Source organism: Balneola vulgaris DSM 17893 (genome assembly GCF_000375465.1).
Classification (GTDB): Bacteria; Bacteroidota; Rhodothermia; order Balneolales; family Balneolaceae; genus Balneola; species Balneola vulgaris.
This window is the reverse complement of sequence record NZ_AQXH01000001.1, coordinates 886,679-905,337: the sequence shown is the minus strand read 5'-3', so window position 1 is coordinate 905,337 and position 18,659 is coordinate 886,679. Positions and strand designations below refer to the sequence as shown.

Sequence of the window (18,659 nt, the reverse complement as noted above, 5' to 3'; positions counted from 1 at the left end):
TGTATGAATACAAATGGGGTAACCATCGTCACAACCGACGATGAACGAAAGAAATTTATTGAGTTTCCATACGGCCATTATGCTGATAATGACGTATGGGTTCCCCCACTCCGAATGGATCAGAAAAAACTGATCGATACGAAGAAAAATCCTTACTACGACAACGCTGAAATCGCTTTATTCATCGCCGAGCACAACGGTGAGATTGCCGGTCGTATATCTGCAGTAGTAGATCATCGTTTTAATAAAGAGCATAATTCTAAAACTGGTCATTTTGGTTTTTTTGAATGTATTGATGATCAAAATACAGCCGATCTTTTATTCCGAGTGGCCTGCGATTGGTTAAAAGAAAAGGGCATGACCGACGTGCTTGGACCCGCAAGCCCTGGTATGATGGACACTATTGGACTTTTAGTGGATGGCTTCGACAAGCAACCATATCTGATGATGCCTTACAACAAGCCTTACTATGAGAAGTTAATTCTTGGTGCAGGCTTTGAACATGAGATGGACTTGTTAGCCTATGTGGTAGATCAGCAAGATATGGATATGTCTCGTTTTGAAAGAGCTTTGAATCTTGTTTATAAGCGATATCCAGGTTTGAAAATTCGTGAAGTAAATAAGAGAAAACTAAACGAAGAAGTTGAGATAGTACGTCAAATCTATAATCAAGCGTGGAAAGATAACTGGGGTTTTCTTCCACTTACAAAGGCTGAGTTACAAGCCACAGCCGAAGACTTTAAACTTATTTTAGATACAGATTTCGCTCATATAGCTGAAATTGACGGTAAGCCTGTTGCATTCTCCATTGCTTTGCTGGATTACAACCAGCTGTTTAAAACCATGAATGGGAATTTATTTCCATTTGGCTTCTTGAAAATTCTATTTCAGAAGAAAAAAATTACCCGATTAAGAACAGCGTTGCTTGGAGTAATCCCTGAATACAAAGGTAAGGGTATAGATGCGATTCTTACTCAAAAGGCTATAGAAAAAGGTATTCCAAGAAACCTAACCAGATCAGAATTAAGTTGGGTGTTGGGTACCAATACTAGCATGATTCGACTAGCTGAAAAGATCAATGGTCGTTTAGATAAAACCTATCGCATGTATCGTAAGCAATTGTAGGTTACCGTTGTATAGAATTTTAACCTATTCGTGTAATATTTTTAGAAAATATTGAATTAAAGGACTCTTTTTGTATCCTTAGTCTGTGAAAATCTTCAAACCACATAGCATTCTATCTGCTTTCGTAAGCATCAATATTCTATTGAGTATGACGGCTTCATTATGTTCTATGGAGATGGTAGATGCAATTTGTGATACAATGGAGACTTCTGAAGTTCATATGACCTCCAATGCTATGGAGCATATGAATCATCAAATGGATGACACTTCTAGCCACACTCAATCTCACGAATCGAAAGAACATTGTGATATGGCTATTGATTGTGAGTGTGAAATAGATACGAACAAGCAGGCCGTTATTTCATCCAAAAGTTTTGCTAAAGTTATCCCAACTAGATTTCTGATAAACTATCAGATTATCAACGATTCTGATACCTCATCTCAACAGCATTATAATCTTGCGCTAGATGAATCGTATTCGCCACCCCCGCTCTTCTTGGCGAACGAGACCTTCCTGATTTAGAAATAACTACGTCTAATATTTCTGCATTTCTGAATAGTGAGCTTTAGTTCAGAAACCAGAGTAGAAAAACAGTTATGCCATTTTAAGCAGGCCCGATTCTCGGTTACTTCAAACGAGATGGCTTATAAAACTCAGTCTTAGTTATTCTAAAATCATACCAATGTTAAATAAAACCATACGCTTTTTTCTGGAAAACAAATTAGTTGCAGTGCTATTGCTTCTTGTTTTGGTAGGATGGGGATTGGTTTCCACCCCATTTTCATGGAATTTGGATTTTCTTCCCAAAGACCCAGTTCCAGTTGACGCTATTCCAGACTTAGGTGAGAATCAGCAAATTGTTTATACCGAATGGGCAGGACAATCACCACAAGATGTAGAAGACCAAATCACATATCCACTAACAACCCAGCTTTTGACTGTTCCAGGAGTAAAGACAATTAGAAGTACTTCAATGATCGGTCTTTCTAGCATTTATGTGATCTTTGAAGAAGGTGTAGAATTTTATTGGAGTCGTTCCCGAATTCTTGAAAAATTGAACTCGTTGCCAAAAGGAACACTGCCGCAAGACGTACAGCCATCTTTAGGTCCCGATGCAACAGCACTTGGGCAAGTTTTTTGGTATACATTGGAAGGAAGAGATAAAGATGGAAATCCAGCTGGAGGATGGGATCCTCAGGAACTAAGAAGTATACAGGATTTTTATATTGGATATGCACTTTCAGGAGCGCAAGGAGTGGCGGAAGTATCACCAATTGGGGGGTTCGTAAAAGAATATCAGATCGATGTAAACCCAAATGCACTTTTAAATTATGATATTTCTCTTGCTCAGGTTTTTGATGCAGTTCGAAAAACAAACGCGGATGTAGGAGCTCAGACCATTGAGATCAATAATGCTGAGTATTTAGTTCGTGGACTTGGGTACATACAGAACATTGAAGACATAGAAGAAACGGTACTCAAAGTTGTTGATAATATTCCTGTTCGTATCAAAGATGTTGCTTTTGTAACTACAGGGCCTGCTCAGCGACGTGGAGCATTAGATAAAGGAGGTGCGGATGCTGTGGGGGCTGTTGTTGTGGCAAGACAGGGAGCAAACCCTCAGGAAGTGATTGACAATATCAAAGAGAAGATCAATGAATTGTCAACAGGTTTGCCATCAAAAACGTTGGATGATGGTACGGTTTCTAAAGTCACGATTGTACCGTTTTATGATCGTTCAGAATTGATTGGGGAAACATTAGGAACTCTTGAAGAAGCTTTATCTCTCGAAATATTGATTACTATTATTGTAATTGTAGTGATGGTAATGAACTTAAGAACTTCATTTCTGATCTCAGCTATGTTGCCTGTTGCAGTCCTCATGACTTTTATCGCTATGAAGTATGCGAATGTAGATGCCAACATAGTGGCGCTTTCAGGAATAGCCATTGCCATCGGGACGATTGTGGATATGGGTGTCATTCTGTCTGAAAATATGCTCCGACATATGGAGAATATGAAAGAAGGAGATTCTCTTTTAGAAGTGATTTACACAGCCACAGTAGAAGTAGCTTCTGCAGTAATAACGGCAGTTTCTACAACTATAGTTAGTTTTTTGCCAGTATTCACCATGATTGCGGCCGAAGGTAAATTATTTAAACCGCTGGCTTATACTAAAACATTTGCGCTGATCGCTTCCATTATAATTGCTATTACATTAATTCCACCTTTTGCTCACTGGTTGTTTTCAGTAAAGATCAGTAATAAGAAAATAAAGTTAGTTTGGAATAGCTTATTAGTTATTTCAGGATTGATATTCTTATTTACAGGCCCAGTTTGGGGCGGTATGGCATTAATTGGTTTTGGCTTAATTAACGGAACATCAACGTTTCTTGATTCTGAATATGAATCTAAAATTTCTTTGTTCAATAACGTCTTCAGTGTAATAATCGTAACGTGGTTATTAGCAATATACTGGCTTCCTTTCGGTCCTTCAGTAGCGTTGATATGGAATTTATTGTTTGTTGTTTTATTGATTGGCGCAATTCTGTGTTCATTTTGGTTAGTAATCAAATATTATGAGAAGCTTATTGCTTGGTGTTTGGATCACAAATTGGCCTTTCTTTCTATACCGACGTTCTTCATTGTTCTGAGTATGATTATTTGGCTTGGATTCTCGAATGTCTTCGGATTTGTAGACAGAGGTTTCGGTTCAATTGGTGTAGATATCAAGAACACGAAACTTTGGACTACTGCTTCACAGACATTTCCGGGATTAGGCAAGGAATTTATGCCGGCGCTGGATGAAGGAGCTTTTTTATTGATGCCTACAACATTACCTCATGCGGGAATTGAAGAATCTAAGGATGTAGTACGTAAAATTGATATGGCTGTATCATCTATTCCTGAAATCGAAAAAGTAGTTGGAAAACTTGGACGAACAAACTCGGCATTAGATCCTGCACCCATTTCTATGTACGAAAATTTGATTCAGTATAAATCAGAATATAAAACAGATGAAAATGGGCGTAGAATTAGATTTAAGATAAATGATGAAGGTATTTTTGAGCGAGATATAAACGGAGAATTAATTCCTGATGAAGACGGAAAATACTTTCGTCAATGGAGAGATCATATACAATCACCGGATGATATTTGGGATGAAATAATAGCTGTCACCAGAATTCCGGGAACAACCTCAGCGCCAAAACTCCAGCCTATACAAACTAGATTAATCATGCTTCAGTCAGGGATGAGGGCGCCAATGGGAGTTAAAGTAAAAGGCTCTGATCTTGAAACTATTGAGGATTTTGGTTTACAGCTAGAAGAAATTCTTCGAACTGTACCGGGAGTAAAACCCCAGTCTGTATTCGCAGACCGGATAGTGGGTAAACCATATCTTGAAATAGATTGGAATCGAAAACAATTAGCGCGATACGGCCTTACTATTCAAGACGTACAAAATTTTGTTAAAGTAGGAATCGGAGGAATGCAGGTTTCTACTTCAGTGGAAGGCAGAGAGCGTTATCCGATCAGAGTACGATACGCTAGAGAATTAAGAAACGATCCTCAAGCGATTTCAAATATGCTGGTACCAACCAAATCTGGAGCTCAAATTCCATTGAAACAATTGGCATCGGTTGAGTATCGACAAGGACCGCAAGCGATTAAAAGTGAAGATACTTTTTTAATAGGCTATGTAATCTTCGATAAACTGGACGGTATTGCTGAAGTGGATGTAGTTCGAAATGCTCAACAACTTTTTTCAGAGCGGATTGAAACAGGATATTTAGAAGTGCCTGCAGGTGTTAGTTTTGAGTTCGCCGGAAATTATGAAAATCAGGTTAGGGCCGAGAAACGATTAGGTATCATTTTACCGATTGCTCTCTTTGCAATCTTTCTGATCATGTATTTCCAGTTTAAATCAGCAGCAACTACCGGAATGATCTTCACCAGTATTTTTGTGGCTTGGGCAGGTGGCTTTTTAATGATCTGGCTGTATGGACAAGGCTGGTTCCTGAATTTCGACTTATTTGGACAGAATCTGAGAGATCTATTTCAGATGGGGACAGTGAATTTAAGTGTGGCTGTTTGGGTAGGGTTTATTGCCTTATTCGGGATTGCATCGGATGGTGGAGTTGTAATGGCTACATATCTGGATCAGATTTTTGATAAACGAAAACCTGTTAATAATGAAGAAATAAGATTAGTAGTGATTGAGGCAAGTTCACGAAGAATCCGCCCAACACTGATGACTACAGCGACAACTATACTTGCGTTGATCCCAATTTTAACTTCAACAGGTCGTGGAGCTGATATTATGGTTCCAATGGCTATTCCGAGTGTTGGGGGTATGCTTCTTCAGGTCATCACGTTATTTGTAGTTCCTGTACTCTATGCTATTTGGAAAGAATTTCAATTAAAAAGGAGTTTGAAATGAGACGATTATTTCAAAATATAGAATCGTATACCTCTCTGATCAAATTGGGAACAACCGGTTCGATCAGTTCCCCTAAAAGCGAGAATTACGAACAGTTTAAGAAAGCAAATCTCTCTTCGAAGGAACAAAAGAAAAAGTCCCCTCTTGAGAGGGGATTCAGGGGTGTGTTTTATATGCTGATAATCCTGTTACTTTCTTCAACTCTAAACGCCCAAAACCTGGAAAGCTACCAGCAGGAGGCTGCACAGAATAATCCCGAGCTTAAAGCTTCGTTCAACAGGTATTTATCAGAATTGGAAAATGGTCCTCAGGTTGGGGCTTTACCTGACCCCGAAGTGGCATTTGCTTATTTCATTAGTCCGATCGAAACCAGAGTTGGACCACAAAAGGCACGCGTTTCTGTAACTCAAATGTTTCCGTGGTTTGGTAGTTTATCTGAAAAGAGGTTGGTATCTGAAGCGAATGCAAAAGCACAATTTGAACAATTTCAGGAACAAAGAAATCGCATTTTCTATCAGATGGAAATGATTTGGAGCGATTTATTTGAAGTAGAGCAACAAATCAGAATTGCAGAAGAGCACCTCAGCATTATAAATACGTTGCTTGAAGTTAGTTTAAGTAGGTATGAAAATGGATTGACATCACAAGTTGATGTACTCAGGGCACAGATCGAACAAGAAGATCTTAAAACTCAAATTGAGTTGTTAAAGGACAATCGTGGTTTAATGATTGAGCGTTTTAATGAATTCAGAAATGTGGATAAAAGCTCGGAAGTTATTATTCCGGATAACTTATCCATGTCAATGTTAACAAAAGATAAGGATGATCTCAGGTTAACTATTATTCAAAAAAACCCGAATCTTAATAAACTCAGATACAGAGAAGAAGCATCAAAGGAAATGGTTTCTTTAGCTGATAGAGACGGAAAGCCTTCCTTTGGAATTGGTTTCGACTATATAGCAACCGGAGAAAGATCTGATGTTGCAAACCTTCCTGATAATGGAAAAGATGCTTTTGTAGCCCGAGCCAGTTTTAAGATTCCACTTTTCAGAAATAAGTATAATGCCAAAGTTCAGCAGGCAGAACTGAACCTTAATACAGTTCAGCAGGATATAATCACATTAGAAAATAAATTAGAGACCGATCTTTTAACTGCATTAAGGGATCGGAATGACGCTCAAAGAAGATTTAATTTATACCATACCAAACAAATTCAACGAGTTGAACAGGCCATCAACATTTTGATGGAATCTTATTCTACAGATGCTTCTGATTTTGAAGAAATTCTCAGGTTGCAACGAAAGCTACTCGAATACCAATTAAAACGAATTCAGGCTTCAGCCGATCTGTACATGGCGAATAGCTACATCAATTACCTCATGGGTGTGAATAACATCTCTGAAAATGAAATTAATTATTAATACGAACTATCATGAATAATTTAAAAAAATACGGTTTATATATACTAATCGGAGTTGTCGGGGTCATTCTAGGTGGGCTTCTTTTTGGTGAGAATGGGACAAATACTCATACGATGGAGCAGTCAGGTCAACTGGGGGAAATGGATCAGCATGTGGCTGAAAATCATACAGATGAAAAAGGAAATGTGATTTACTCGTGCAGTATGCACCCCAGCGTTCGTCAAAATGAACCCGGTGATTGCCCAATCTGTGGCATGGAACTCATAGAAGTACAAGAAAATACTGTTGTGAATGGAAACCCGAATGAAATACAGATGTCACTTGCAGCTATGAAACTAGCTGAAATTGAAACTTCTGTTATTAGCTCAGGAATTCCAGTATCAACAATCTATTTGCCGGGAAAAATAAAGGTTGATCAAAATAAGGTATCTAGTGTTACTGCTTTATTTGCTGGTAGAATCGTAAATCTTTATGTGGATTATGAAGGTGCTTTTGTTAGAAAAGGGCAAAAAATTGCTTCTATATACTCGCCTGAGTTGATTTCTGCTCAACAAGAATTGTTACAAGCGGCTAAATTCAAAGAACAAAATCCCGTGTTGTATAAATCGGCTAAACGGAAATTAGCTTTATGGGAATTACCTGCTCAAACTATAGAGAATATCGAGTCAACGGGTGAGATTAAAACCGAAATTGACATTGTATCTCCTGCAACCGGTTACGTAACAAAGCTAAATGTTTCCCGCGAAGACTACGTAAATCGTGGAAGTATGATGTATATGGTAGCAGATCTATCTAGTGTGTGGGTGATGTTTGATGCATATGAATCTGATCTATCCTTAATACAAGAAGGACAAAAGATTATGTTCACTATAGCAACGTATCCTGGAGAAAAATTTGAAGGAACGGTTAGTTTCGTGGATCCATCTGTCAATAATGTGAGCCGAACAGCAAAGGTGAGAGTGAAAGCAAATAATCCTGATAAGAAATTAAAACCGAACATGTTAGCTGAAGGAATATTGTCAGCTAATATCTCAAATCATAAGTCTTTATTGGTTCCTAAATCAGCTGTGCTTTGGACAGGGCCCCGTTCCATCGTATTTGTACAGATACCAAACAAAGAAGAACCCACTTTTGCAGCCAGAGAAGTTACTTTAGGTAAAAGAGTTGGAAATCAATACATCATCCTGGAAGGACTTGAAGTCGGAGAAGAAGTGGTTACACATGGCAATTTCAAGTTGGACGGAGCTGCACAACTTGCAGATAAATTCAGCATGATGAATAGAAACCCAGGAACGGGATCTAATCGAACTGGTCATGAAGGGCATAACATGGGTGCAGAAGATTCTGGTGTTATGAATATGGAGATGAATTCACAAATAATAAATGAGGAATCCATAAATAAGGAAGCGGAATCGGTTCCTGCAGAATTTAAATCTCAGTTAAATAATGTAGTTCAGGAATATTTGAAATTGAAAGACGCATTGGTAATGTCAGATAAATCCAAAGTTACTGCATATGCGAATAAACTTGAGAATGAACTCAAAAATGTAAACATGACGCTGGTGAAAGGAGAACAGCATACCACATGGATGAAACAACTTGAAAAAATTGACTCATCTAATAAAGAGCTAAAACAATCTCAGAACATCGAAGCTCAAAGGGCTGCCTTTCTAATGCTTTCATCAACCCTGATAGAGAGTGTTAAAACCTTTGGCTTACCGGGTGTGATATTCCAACAATATTGCCCTATGACAGATGAGGGAAAAGGAGGGTATTGGCTAAGTGAAACTGAAGAGATTGCCAATCCTTATTACGGAGACCAAATGCATAATTGCGGCGAAACCATATTAAAAATCGAATCATAATTCTAAATACAATATATAATACTATGAAAACTTATCTAATTGCACTTATAGCTTTATTAATGAGTACTGCAAGTGTACAAGCTCAAGATAAAAATAAGCACGCTCACGACGATCATTTATCAATTTTGATCAGTGAATACATGGATTTTAAAAATGCTCTGGTAGTAGATGACTTTGATAAAGCACAGAGACATATTTCTAAATTTTCTAAGGAAGTAAAATCTAATTATGAGATGAATGAGCACAATGAGCATCAAAAAAAGCATGGTACTCATCATCAAAAAATGCTCACAGCTGTTGAATCTGCATCTGAAGCAAAAAATATAGAAGAGTTGAGAAGCTCATTACTTTTGATTACAGAAGAGCTTGTGAAGGCAGTGGAAAATCAAGGGTATGATAAAAATGCCTTATATGTTCAATTCTGTCCAATGGCGAATAATAGACAAGGAGCGAAATGGTTGAGTGAAAGTGAGAAAATTGCTAATCCTTATTTCGGACAGAAAATGCATAAATGTGGTTCAACTGTAAGAGAAATAAATAAGTAATTAATTGTAAGTGAATTTAACAAAGAAAACACTATTACTATGGAACCGTCAAAACATGAACATGGAAACTATCTGAAATTTTTCATCATGATAGGAACATCAATGATAGCGATGTTCTTTTTAATGTACCTGCATTCATATGAGCTAATAAACCACGCTTGGTTTAGTGAAACGCGTTTATTTATGACCATGATAATGGGCGGCGCAATGATCATAATTATGTTGGCCTTTATGTTGAATATGTACAAGAATAAAAAAGCCAACATGATGATTTTTATAAGTGGATTTATATTAATCATATCATCCATTTGGCTAGTTCGAAGTCAAAGTACAGTTACGGGAACAGACTATATGGAAGGCATGATTCCTCATCATTCGATTGCCATTTTGACTAGCGAACGTGCAAATATCAAAGATGAAAGAGTTCGAAAACTAGCCGACGAAATCATAAAAGCTCAGCTTAGAGAAATAAAAGAAATGGAATGGCTCATTGAAGACATTAAAAAAAATGGAATTGCTGAAACAGCAGAAGAAGCGAATTCAAGACCGGTTCCAATCTTTGAAGGGAGTTTGAATTAACCGCTTTCAAAGCATGTAAAATAGATGCTAACTAAACATACACTAACATAAATCTAATTTAAAAAACTATGGAATTTATACCAGAATGGGCTCCGAATATCCATCCACTATTGGTTCATTTCCCAATCGGGATTATCATATTAGCGGTATTAATGAACTTTGTTTCACTATTCATTTCTGATGAATGGTGGGATGAAAAGAAAAGTACAATTATATATTTAGTGGGGTCTCTTTCTGCAATAGGAGTTTATTACTCCGGTAAATCAGCAGCTGATAGTGTTTTTCTTCCTGCAGAAGCACAATCAGTTTTAAACAATCACGCAGATTGGGCTTTTTGGTTGGTATGGTTTTTTATAGCATTTGCCATATTAAGAATCGGACTACATTATTTTAAACAATTTGAAAAACCGATTACAAAATATTTGGCTTTTGTAGCGGTACTTCCAGGGCTCTTTATATTGTATGAAACAGGAGAGAATGGGGCTGAAATGGTATTTGGATATGGCGCTGGCACCGGACAATTGCTTGAAAAAGTAGAGGCTACTTCTGATGTAATAGATTTAAGTTCTAATTCTTATGAATCTTCTTTTACACAAAAAGAGAATGGTGATTGGTTTTGGGAAATAAACCAAAATGGGGTTACGGATTTGATTGGAAACTTTCATTGGACACAAGGTTCAGTTAATGACCTAAATCCTGAAGTTTTAGTTTCGAATAGTACTCAATATTTGAAGTTAAGTATAACAGAAGGATCAAACACATTCGTCTCACATAGCAATTATCAAAATGTTCAAGTCGACTATTATATCGACATGACTGATTTCGATGGGGATTTGACGTTGATTCACCATTTCATTGATAATAATAATTTTGATTATGTACAGCTCAAATCTTCAGGTGTAATAATACAGGGAAGAAAAGAGCAAGCTGAAGATAATGTGTTTCAGGAAGGTAAATTTGAACCAGTTGGAAATCAGTTTTTCAGAGTTGTTGGAAATGATACTCATTTCAGGGGATATGTAAATAAAGAAATGGCTGTTCATGGACATGGAGACGCTCCAGAATCGGGAGCTGTAGGATTAAGAATTGAAGGAAAAGGAAGTATACTTATTTCAAAAATCGAATTATCACAACTAAAATAATCAGGTAAAAAACATGAAAACAATATTACTAACAGGTTTATTAATACTTTCAACGGGATACATATCAGCTCAGAATATGAATCATGAGAATCATAAAAAAATGGCAAATTCTGAGGAAGTGGAAGCAGTAAAAAAAGTTCTGAAAGCGTATAAAAATGCTCTTGAGGCTTTAGATGTAACTGGTACTCAAAGCCTTTTTACAGAAGATGCTGATGTCTTTGAGAATGGAAAATATGAAGGAAGCTATCAGAATTATTTAGATAATCATATTGGACCTGAGTTAGGTCATTTTAAAGAATTTTCGTTTATCGATTATAAAGTGAATGTACAAATTGAAGGAAAGATTGCAGTTGCCTTTGAGACGTACAACTATAAAATCGTAACGGGAGGGGAAGACAGCAGAACTATCGAAAGACAAGCGGTAGCTACTTCGGTTCTTAAAAAAACAGAAAAGGGATGGAAGATCATGCAAAATCATGGTTCATCCAGAGCTGTACGAAATTAAAATTCTGTATTTAAATTTCTACAATGACACTCAAGTTTATAATTAAACGAGTTTTTCTTTTTGGATTCACTACGGTTTCTTTCTTTATGATTGGATGTAGAGAAAAACAAGAAGAATCTAAGGCTAAAGATGGAGCAATCACTTTTATTGAAAGTCGTTGGTACACCAAAGAACAATTTGAATTAGGGGATCGCGTATTCAGTGCCAATTGTTCTCATTGCCACGGAGGCTTGGGCCAAGGATTGGTTGAAGACTGGAAAACACCCAATCCGGATGGCCAATTTCCTGCTCCACCACTAAATGGTACCGCACATACGTGGCACCATTCAAAAGAGGTTCTTATTGAAACCATTAACAATGGAGGGATTCCATTTGGTGGAAGTATGCCGGCTTTTAAAAACGTATTAACAGAGGAAGAAAAGGAAGCCGTGATTGCTTTTATACAAAATCTATGGGACGACGAGATATACCGTAAATGGGAAAAGACATATCCCGTCAATTAATTGAATAACAATAATAAATACTACTATGAAAAATTTACTAAGCATAACTTTTATCTTACTTATATCGGGGACCACACTTTTTGCACAAGCAACAACCGACAGAGAACAAGTTGCTAAAGCATTACAGAACCTAGAAGATGCAATCGTATCTAATGATGGAAAAACTGCTTCAAGTTTACTTCATGATGACGCTGTGATACTTGAAGGTGGAGGAATTGAAACCAAAGCTGAGTATCTATCTCACCATTTTCATTCCGACGGGAAATTTTTGAGTGCTATAAACCGTGAAGAAGTATCTAAAACTATTAAAATTGAAGGGGACGTAGCTTGGGTGTCGTCAAAAACTAAAATGACTGGAACCTATTCAGGAAGAGAAATTGATATGAATAGCTTAGAGTTGGCTGTGCTTAAAAAAGAAGATGGAAAATGGTTTGTTGTAGCACTTCATTGGTCATCTAGATAATACATTAACAAATTCAACAACAATCTCTGCCTTTCTGAATAGGAGGGCAGGGAACATTTCCATAAGAACAAAATACACAGCAGTCTCCCTGTTTGGGTTTAAGCACCTCTTTACATTCAGGGCATTCCCAGAAAAACTGGCAAGAATCTGTGGGCATGGTTTCTGTGGATTGATTTCCACATTTAGGGCATGATATGGTTGATTCAGCAATGGTGGTTGTCATATAAACTTAATTAAGTTTAGCACTTTCTGAAGCTATAAAACCGGTTTTGTTTATCGCTTCAATAATAGTTGGGACTGTCGTTTTCTCTTTATTAAATTTGACAACAGCATTTTGTTTTTCATATGAAGCAGAAGCTTCGAGTACACCTTCTACGCCATGAGCGGCACTTAAGACTGCTGCTTCACATCCAGCGCAGGTCATTCCATCAATATTGAATGAAACAGTTTCAACCTGATCTTTCTGTACGTAGATAACTTTCTGATCCGGTTTCGAAGTAAAAATAGTCGAATAGTAAGGGAAGCTTATTAACAGTGCAGCAACTACAGTTACTATTCCTAAAAAGCTTTTAGAATTCAGAAAAGATGGATTTTCTTCGCAAGCACAATCCGGATCCCAATTGGGTTTTAATTTTCGATACCATGCATAACCAAGCAATAGTGCGGTAAGCCCGATTATATAAGGTCTGAATGGTTCGATCCAGGAAAAAGTGGCTGCTACTCCGCTTACACCGGCTACTAAAGCTACAACAGGAGTGATGCAGCATAAAGAAGCTAAAAATGCGGCAAAGATTCCCGCTCCAATCCACTTGGTCTCTGTTTGATTGTTTTTTTGTTTACTCATGCTGCTAAAACTTTTAATAGTTGGTTGTTATTAATGTGTCCAAAAATTGGAGACAGAATTTTTTTATAAACAGGATTCAAAGAATAAAAAATGACCTGCCCATCTCGGGTGGTACCGACTAAACCACCATCTTTTAGTTTTCTAAGATGTTGAGATATAGCAGGTATACTCATATTCAGGATATCCCCAAGATCACAAGGACATAATTTTTCCTCAGCATTTAACAGAAAAAGAATTTTAAGCCTGACGTCATTCGCTGCTAGTTTTAGAATATCAGTTAATTTATAAATAGATGTATCTACCTGTTCTAAGGAATTTATACATCGGTTTATTTGATTGAGGTCAGCTACCTCTCTTATACAATCTTGTTTACTCATAATATGGGATAAGTTTATTCAATTGTATACTAATTTTATTATTTAAGCAAATACTTAAATAAATTAATTCTCAATTGACTCCTGTCAGAAATTGAAAAGCCCCTAACATAGTTAAGGGCTTTTTTGGAACTATAGTTTAACGGCTTTAAGTCGAAGGGCATTACCAATTACCGAAACAGAGCTAAAGCTCATGGCTAAAGCGGCAATCATTGGCGAGAGTAGTAAGCCAAAGATTGGATATAATACTCCGGCTGCTACTGGAACCCCAAGGGTGTTATAGATGAGCGCAAAGAATAGATTCTGTTTGATATTCTTNACTACTCGCTCACTAAGGTTTAGAGCTTTTACTATACCTTTTAGATCCCCTTTAACTAAGGTAATCATAGCGCTTTCCATGGCAACATCTGTTCCCGTTCCCATAGCTATTCCAATGTCGGCTTGAGCTAATCCCGGCGCATCATTAGTTCCATCGCCAGCCATAGCTACTATCTTACCTTCAGCTTGTAGGTCTTCAATCACTTTGAGTTTATCTTGAGGTAAGCATTCAGCCTGGAATGAAGAAACCTGAACCTCGCCAGCTACTGCCTCAGCCGTTTGAGGATTATCGCCAGTAAGCATGATAACTTCTATACCTCGATTTTTTAATGCAGCAATAGCATCCTTACTGCTGGACTTGATACTATCCCCAATCACCACAAAACCGGCAATGGTTTTATCAATGGCTAACCATGACACTGTTTTGCCTTTTTGAGCATATTCATCGGCTTTCGATTGCTGTTCAGAAGAGGGCTTTAGATCATTTTCTTCTAATAGCTTCTTATTTCCAAGCAGGATTGATTTTTGGTCAACTTCAGCCTGAACACCTTTCCCTGTCACAGAATTGAAGTTCTGAACTTTAAGGAATTCCACTTCTTTATCCTTTGCAAATTGAACCGTAGCGTTAGCCAGTGGGTGCTCACTTTCGTTGTTAACCGAAGCGATGAACTGTAAAACTTCACCTTCAGTATACGCATCTGAAACAGTGATCACCGATTCAACCGAAGGCTTTCCTTCAGTAATAGTCCCTGTTTTATCGATAATGAGCGTATCCATTTCTTTAAAACGTTCAAGTGCCTCTGCATTTTTGATTAGTACACCGTTTTGAGCTCCTTTCCCAACACCTACCATAATCGACATAGGTGTGGCTAAGCCCAGTGCACATGGACATGCGATAATGAGAACCGCAATGGCATTAATTAAGGCATAAACATAAGGAGGTTCAGGCCCAAAAATCGCCCAAACGGCAAAGGTGATCAACGATACCAATATTACGATAGGTACAAAATAGCTGGATATTTTATCTGCCAAATTCTGAATAGGAGCTTTACTTCTGCTGGCCTTGTTCACCATATCAACAATTTGAGCAAGCAACGTCTCATCACCCACTTTCTCAGCTTTCATGATGAAGCTACTATTTCCATTGATAGTGCCCGAGTTAACCGAATCGCCTTCCGATTTATCTACCGGTACTGGTTCCCCCGTAATCATAGACTCGTCGATAGAAGATTGACCTTCAATGATAACTCCATCTACAGGTACTTTATCACTTGGCTTGACCTTTAGATGATCACCTTTTTTGATTTCGTCAATATGGATCTCTTCTTCCTTTCCATCTACAACACGAATGGCGGTGTTTGGGGCGAGCTTCATCAACTCCTTCACGGCATCGTTGGTCTGTGCATGTGCTTTAGCTTCCATTACCTGCCCAAGAAGTACGAGGGTGAGAATTACAGTAGCCGACTCGAAATAGAGGTGTACAGTGCCAGCGTCTGTTTTAAATTGCTCGGGGAATACATCAGGAAAGATTAATGCCACTACACTGAACACCCAAGCAATACCTGCTCCAATCCCAATAAGTGTAAACATATTGAGGTTCATGGTTTTTATAGATCTATAGGCTCTTTCAAAGAACATCCATGTAGCATAAAAAACAACGGGTAGTGATAAAAAGAACTGAAGCCAATTCCATTTGGTGATGTCTACCAACTCATATAAGGGATTCGGCTCAACCATCTCCGACATAGCGATGATGAAAATAGGAAGCGTAAAGGCAACGGCAATCCAGAATTTTTTAAGTAACTCTTTATACTTTTTTTGTTCTGCAGATGCATTGGCTGCTTTTGGGACCAAGTCCATGCCACATATAGGGCAGTCACCCGGTTTGTTTACTTCAACCTCCGGATGCATAGGGCAAGTATAAACGGTATCAGAAGAGGAACCCATTCGTTGTTCTTCTACTAAATCCATTCCACAAACAGGACAATCTCCGGGCTTGTCGTAGGTTTTATCTCCCTCGCAATGCATAGGGCAGTAGAAAACACCATTTCCATTTGATGTTTTCTTTTTTGGGGAAGAGGGGCCCTTATTTGAACAACATGAACTACCGGGCTCGCTAATTTTGTAGCGCTCACCAAGTTCACTTAATGCGTCTTGGAAAGTATCAGTTTCAATATGTTCAGTCATTTCAATTTCTGCCGACTTTTCCTCTAAGGATACTTCGACATTTTTTACCCCTTCTATAGAAGAAAGAGCTTTTGTTACATGGCTTTTGCAGCCGTTGCAACTCATTCCAGAAATTTGATAGGTGTGCTTCATTACTAATAGATTTAATTCGAAGCTAATATCAATGTATTTGACGCTAAAGTATTACAGAATTATTGATAGGATGTGTAGGATTCTAGGAGTATCGGAAATTGGTCAGATCTCATCCAGTGGTTTTCGTGGTTTAGATGACAACTTTCTAAACTGTGTAGGCGTTAATCCTGTCTCACTTTTAAACTGATTAGATAAGTACTGGGCGCTACTATAGCCAAGTTCATAAGCTATTTCGCTAATGGTTTTTTCGCCGTAGATCAATAGTTCTTTTACGCGTTCAACACGTTGTTGAATCGTGAATTTTTCGATGGTACGACCTTCATTCTTGGAAAATAGTACGCTTAAGCTAGAGTAGCTCTTCCCAATTTCCTTTTCTAGGTAATCGGTTAAATTGTGAAATGCCTCACCACTTGAATGATGGTGAACATGATTGATTACAGAAGTCTTAATGCGATTGATGAGTTGGGAAGTGGCGTCGTCGATTAATTCAAAGCCTTCTTCATTTAATAAAGTTGAAAGTTCTTCAACATCAATCTCGATGGGGTAACTGAGTTTAACTTTCCCCAATTCAATATGCCAAAAGGGATAGTTCAGCTCTTCAAAAATTTCTCGAACTACCTTTATGCAACGGTTACAAACCATGTTTTTAATTCGTACTTCGGTAGTCTTTTGCATATAGATCTGATTTTGATTCCCTCAAATGTAACTAAATTTTAAAGAACAGAAATCAACAGAATATCGCCTGCTCATCAGGCATAAAAGTATTATCTTAAAAGGAACCAAAAAACTTAGAGGAGACTATGAGCGATTTCAGAATTGAGAAAGATTCTATGGGCGACGTTAATGTACCAAAAGATGCATTATATGGAGCTCAAACCCAACGTGCACACGATAACTTCCCAATAAGCGGCATTCGATTTAGCCGTGAGTTTATTCAAGCATTGGGGTATGTAAAAAAATCTGCGGCGCTCGCCAATTCTAAGTTAGGCACTATCGATGCAAAGATCGGAGATGCCATTGCCGCTGCAGCTCAAGAGATCATCGATGGCAAACACGATAAAGAATTCGTAATCGATATTTTTCAAACGGGTTCGGGTACATCATCAAACATGAACTCGAATGAAGTAATTGCACGTAGAGCAAACGAACTCAGTGCAAACGAACTAGGCATTCACCCAAACGACCACGTGAATTTTGGCCAAAGTTCAAATGATGTAGTACCAACAGCGATTAGAATATCAGCGGTATTAGCGGCTAAAAACAATTTAATACCAGCGTTAAAGCATCTTCAAGAGACATTCCTAGCCAAAGGAAAAGAATATGCTGACGTAGTTAAAACAGGTCGAACGCATTTAATGGATGCGATGCCGGTGACTATCGAGCAAGAGTTTGGGGGATATGCTCGCCAGATTGAGCTTGGTATCCAACGTGTTGAAGCAGCTCTCGAAAGAATGATTGAGCTACCACAAGGTGGAACGGCTGTAGGAACAGGAATTAATACACATCCAGAATTCGGTTCAACTTTCGCATCGAATGTAACAGAATTAACGGGTGTAGATTTTAAAGAAGCAGTGAACCACTTCGAAGCACAAGCAACAGTTGATGCTCCTGTGGAGCTAAGCGGCCAATTAAAAACCATTGCTGTTAGCTTGATGAAGATCGGTAACGATCTGCGTTGGATGAACTCAGGTCCAAATGGCGGTTTAGGTGAAATCCAGTTGGCAGCACTTCAGCCAGGATCATCGATTATGCCGGGTAAAGTAAACCCAGTTATCGAAGAGTCCTTAACCATGGTGTGTGCTCAGGTAATCGGTAACGATACTACAGTAACAGTAGGTGGGCAAGCAGGTAACTTCGAGTTAAACGTAATGCTTCCTGTAGTGGCGCATAACTTATTACAGTCTATCGAGATTCTAGGGAATGCCTCTAGAAACTTAGCCGATCGTTCAGTATCGAAGTTAACTGTTCGTAAAGATGTAATTGCTGACATGGTAGGGCGTAATCCAATTTTAGTTACAACTCTAAATCCAATTATTGGGTACGATTTAGCCGCTAAAATTGCGAAGAAGGCATTTGCTGAAAGCAGACCACTTAAAGAAGTGGCAAAAGAAATGACCGACTTATCGGATGAAGAATTAGAGAGTGCATTAGATCCGATGAAAATGACCAAAGGTGGATTTACCGAGTAAATCCTTTCACCTGTTAGGGTTAGCT

The 18,659-nt window shown here is 38.1% G+C and carries 17 protein-coding genes; 12 read left to right on the top strand and 5 right to left on the bottom strand.

Annotation, left to right across the window (positions count from 1 at the left end; translation table 11 throughout):
* Positions 1–3 precede the first annotated feature (3 nt).
* The 11 genes from B155_RS0103985 to B155_RS0103935 all read left to right on the top strand — a co-directional run bounded on the left by B155_RS0103985 (position 4) and on the right by B155_RS0103935 (position 12,590).
* A complete protein-coding gene (locus B155_RS0103985; protein WP_018126952.1) occupies positions 4–1,125 on the top strand; it encodes a GNAT family N-acetyltransferase in 1,122 nt (373 codons plus the stop codon).
* Between the two features lie 85 nt (positions 1,126–1,210).
* On the top strand, positions 1,211–1,648 hold the full coding sequence (locus tag B155_RS0103980; RefSeq protein WP_157464718.1) for a hypothetical protein: 438 nt from the start codon (positions 1,211–1,213) through the stop codon (positions 1,646–1,648).
* Positions 1,649–1,808: 160 nt separating this feature from the next.
* Complete coding sequence (locus B155_RS0103975) at positions 1,809–5,567, top strand: efflux RND transporter permease subunit (RefSeq protein WP_018126950.1); 3,759 nt, start codon at positions 1,809–1,811, stop codon at positions 5,565–5,567.
* Positions 5,564–6,988, top strand: a complete 1,425-nt coding sequence (locus B155_RS0103970) for a TolC family protein (protein ID WP_157464717.1) — start codon at positions 5,564–5,566, stop codon at positions 6,986–6,988. Before B155_RS0103975 ends, B155_RS0103970 begins: the two co-directional genes overlap by 4 nt.
* An 11-nt stretch (positions 6,989–6,999) precedes the next feature.
* Complete coding sequence (locus B155_RS0103965; RefSeq protein ID WP_040368043.1) at positions 7,000–8,853, top strand: efflux RND transporter periplasmic adaptor subunit; 1,854 nt, start codon at positions 7,000–7,002, stop codon at positions 8,851–8,853.
* Between the two features lie 23 nt (positions 8,854–8,876).
* Entirely contained in the window at positions 8,877–9,398 is a 522-nt protein-coding gene (locus B155_RS0103960) for a DUF3347 domain-containing protein (RefSeq protein WP_018126947.1), read from the top strand.
* A 39-nt stretch (positions 9,399–9,437) separates the two neighbouring features.
* Entirely contained in the window at positions 9,438–9,977 is a 540-nt protein-coding gene (locus B155_RS0103955) for a DUF305 domain-containing protein (RefSeq protein WP_018126946.1), read from the top strand.
* A 68-nt stretch (positions 9,978–10,045) separates the two neighbouring features.
* Complete coding sequence (locus B155_RS0103950) at positions 10,046–11,119, top strand: DUF2231 domain-containing protein (protein ID WP_018126945.1); 1,074 nt, start codon at positions 10,046–10,048, stop codon at positions 11,117–11,119.
* 13 nt (positions 11,120–11,132) lie between these two features.
* The gene (locus tag B155_RS0103945) at positions 11,133–11,624 is read left to right on the top strand and encodes a nuclear transport factor 2 family protein (RefSeq protein ID WP_018126944.1); all 492 of its coding nucleotides are present in this window, start codon (positions 11,133–11,135) and stop codon (positions 11,622–11,624) included.
* A gap of 23 nt (positions 11,625–11,647) precedes the next feature.
* A complete protein-coding gene (locus B155_RS0103940) occupies positions 11,648–12,127 on the top strand; it encodes a c-type cytochrome (protein WP_018126943.1) in 480 nt (159 codons plus the stop codon).
* A gap of 25 nt (positions 12,128–12,152) precedes the next feature.
* Entirely contained in the window at positions 12,153–12,590 is a 438-nt protein-coding gene (locus B155_RS0103935) for a nuclear transport factor 2 family protein (RefSeq protein ID WP_018126942.1), read from the top strand.
* 13 nt (positions 12,591–12,603) lie between these two features.
* Here the strand turns inward: B155_RS0103935 and B155_RS14055 are convergent, their stop codons facing one another.
* From B155_RS14055 to B155_RS0103910, 5 genes are all read right to left on the bottom strand, one after another.
* A complete protein-coding gene (locus B155_RS14055) occupies positions 12,604–12,813 on the bottom strand; it encodes a GDCCVxC domain-containing (seleno)protein (protein WP_071594794.1) in 210 nt (69 codons plus the stop codon).
* A gap of 6 nt (positions 12,814–12,819) precedes the next feature.
* On the bottom strand, positions 12,820–13,434 hold the full coding sequence (merTP, locus tag B155_RS0103925) for a mercuric transport protein MerTP (protein ID WP_018126940.1): 615 nt from the start codon (positions 13,432–13,434) through the stop codon (positions 12,820–12,822).
* A complete protein-coding gene (locus B155_RS0103920; RefSeq protein WP_018126939.1) occupies positions 13,431–13,811 on the bottom strand; it encodes an ArsR/SmtB family transcription factor in 381 nt (126 codons plus the stop codon). Before B155_RS0103920 ends, merTP begins: the two co-directional genes overlap by 4 nt.
* A 129-nt stretch (positions 13,812–13,940) precedes the next feature.
* Positions 13,941–16,445: a heavy metal translocating P-type ATPase gene (locus tag B155_RS0103915; RefSeq protein WP_018126938.1), complete on the bottom strand. Its 2,505-nt coding sequence runs from the start codon at positions 16,443–16,445 to the stop codon at positions 13,941–13,943.
* A 102-nt stretch (positions 16,446–16,547) separates the two neighbouring features.
* Positions 16,548–17,120, bottom strand: coding sequence for a helix-turn-helix domain-containing protein (locus B155_RS0103910; RefSeq protein ID WP_018126937.1), 573 nt, complete (start codon positions 17,118–17,120; stop codon positions 16,548–16,550).
* Positions 17,121–17,245: 125 nt separating this feature from the next.
* Here B155_RS0103910 and B155_RS0103905 point away from each other — a divergent pair, with 125 nt between their 5' ends.
* The gene (locus tag B155_RS0103905; RefSeq protein WP_018126936.1) at positions 17,246–18,634 is read left to right on the top strand and encodes a class II fumarate hydratase; all 1,389 of its coding nucleotides are present in this window, start codon (positions 17,246–17,248) and stop codon (positions 18,632–18,634) included.
* Positions 18,635–18,659: the final 25 nt, after the last annotated feature.

Bases quoted from the DNA above. Each gene is read 5' to 3' on its own strand.
- B155_RS0103985 (WP_018126952.1), top strand. From the start codon at position 4: ATGAATACAAATGGGGTAACCATCGTCACAACCGACGATGAACGAAAG.
- B155_RS0103975 (WP_018126950.1), top strand. From the start codon at position 1,809: ATGTTAAATAAAACCATACGCTTTTTTCTGGAAAACAAATTAGTTGCA.
- B155_RS0103970 (WP_157464717.1), top strand. From the start codon at position 5,564: ATGAGACGATTATTTCAAAATATAGAATCGTATACCTCTCTGATCAAA.
- B155_RS0103965 (WP_040368043.1), top strand. From the start codon at position 7,000: ATGAATAATTTAAAAAAATACGGTTTATATATACTAATCGGAGTTGTC.
- B155_RS0103960 (WP_018126947.1), top strand. From the start codon at position 8,877: ATGAAAACTTATCTAATTGCACTTATAGCTTTATTAATGAGTACTGCA.
- B155_RS0103955 (WP_018126946.1), top strand. From the start codon at position 9,438: ATGGAACCGTCAAAACATGAACATGGAAACTATCTGAAATTTTTCATC.
- B155_RS0103950 (WP_018126945.1), top strand. From the start codon at position 10,046: ATGGAATTTATACCAGAATGGGCTCCGAATATCCATCCACTATTGGTT.
- B155_RS0103945 (WP_018126944.1), top strand. From the start codon at position 11,133: ATGAAAACAATATTACTAACAGGTTTATTAATACTTTCAACGGGATAC.
- B155_RS0103940 (WP_018126943.1), top strand. From the start codon at position 11,648: ATGACACTCAAGTTTATAATTAAACGAGTTTTTCTTTTTGGATTCACT.
- B155_RS0103935 (WP_018126942.1), top strand. From the start codon at position 12,153: ATGAAAAATTTACTAAGCATAACTTTTATCTTACTTATATCGGGGACC.
- B155_RS14055 (WP_071594794.1), bottom strand. From the start codon at position 12,813: ATGACAACCACCATTGCTGAATCAACCATATCATGCCCTAAATGTGGA.
- merTP (WP_018126940.1), bottom strand. From the start codon at position 13,434: ATGAGTAAACAAAAAAACAATCAAACAGAGACCAAGTGGATTGGAGCG.
- B155_RS0103920 (WP_018126939.1), bottom strand. From the start codon at position 13,811: ATGAGTAAACAAGATTGTATAAGAGAGGTAGCTGACCTCAATCAAATA.
- B155_RS0103910 (WP_018126937.1), bottom strand. From the start codon at position 17,120: ATGCAAAAGACTACCGAAGTACGAATTAAAAACATGGTTTGTAACCGT.
- B155_RS0103905 (WP_018126936.1), top strand. From the start codon at position 17,246: ATGAGCGATTTCAGAATTGAGAAAGATTCTATGGGCGACGTTAATGTA.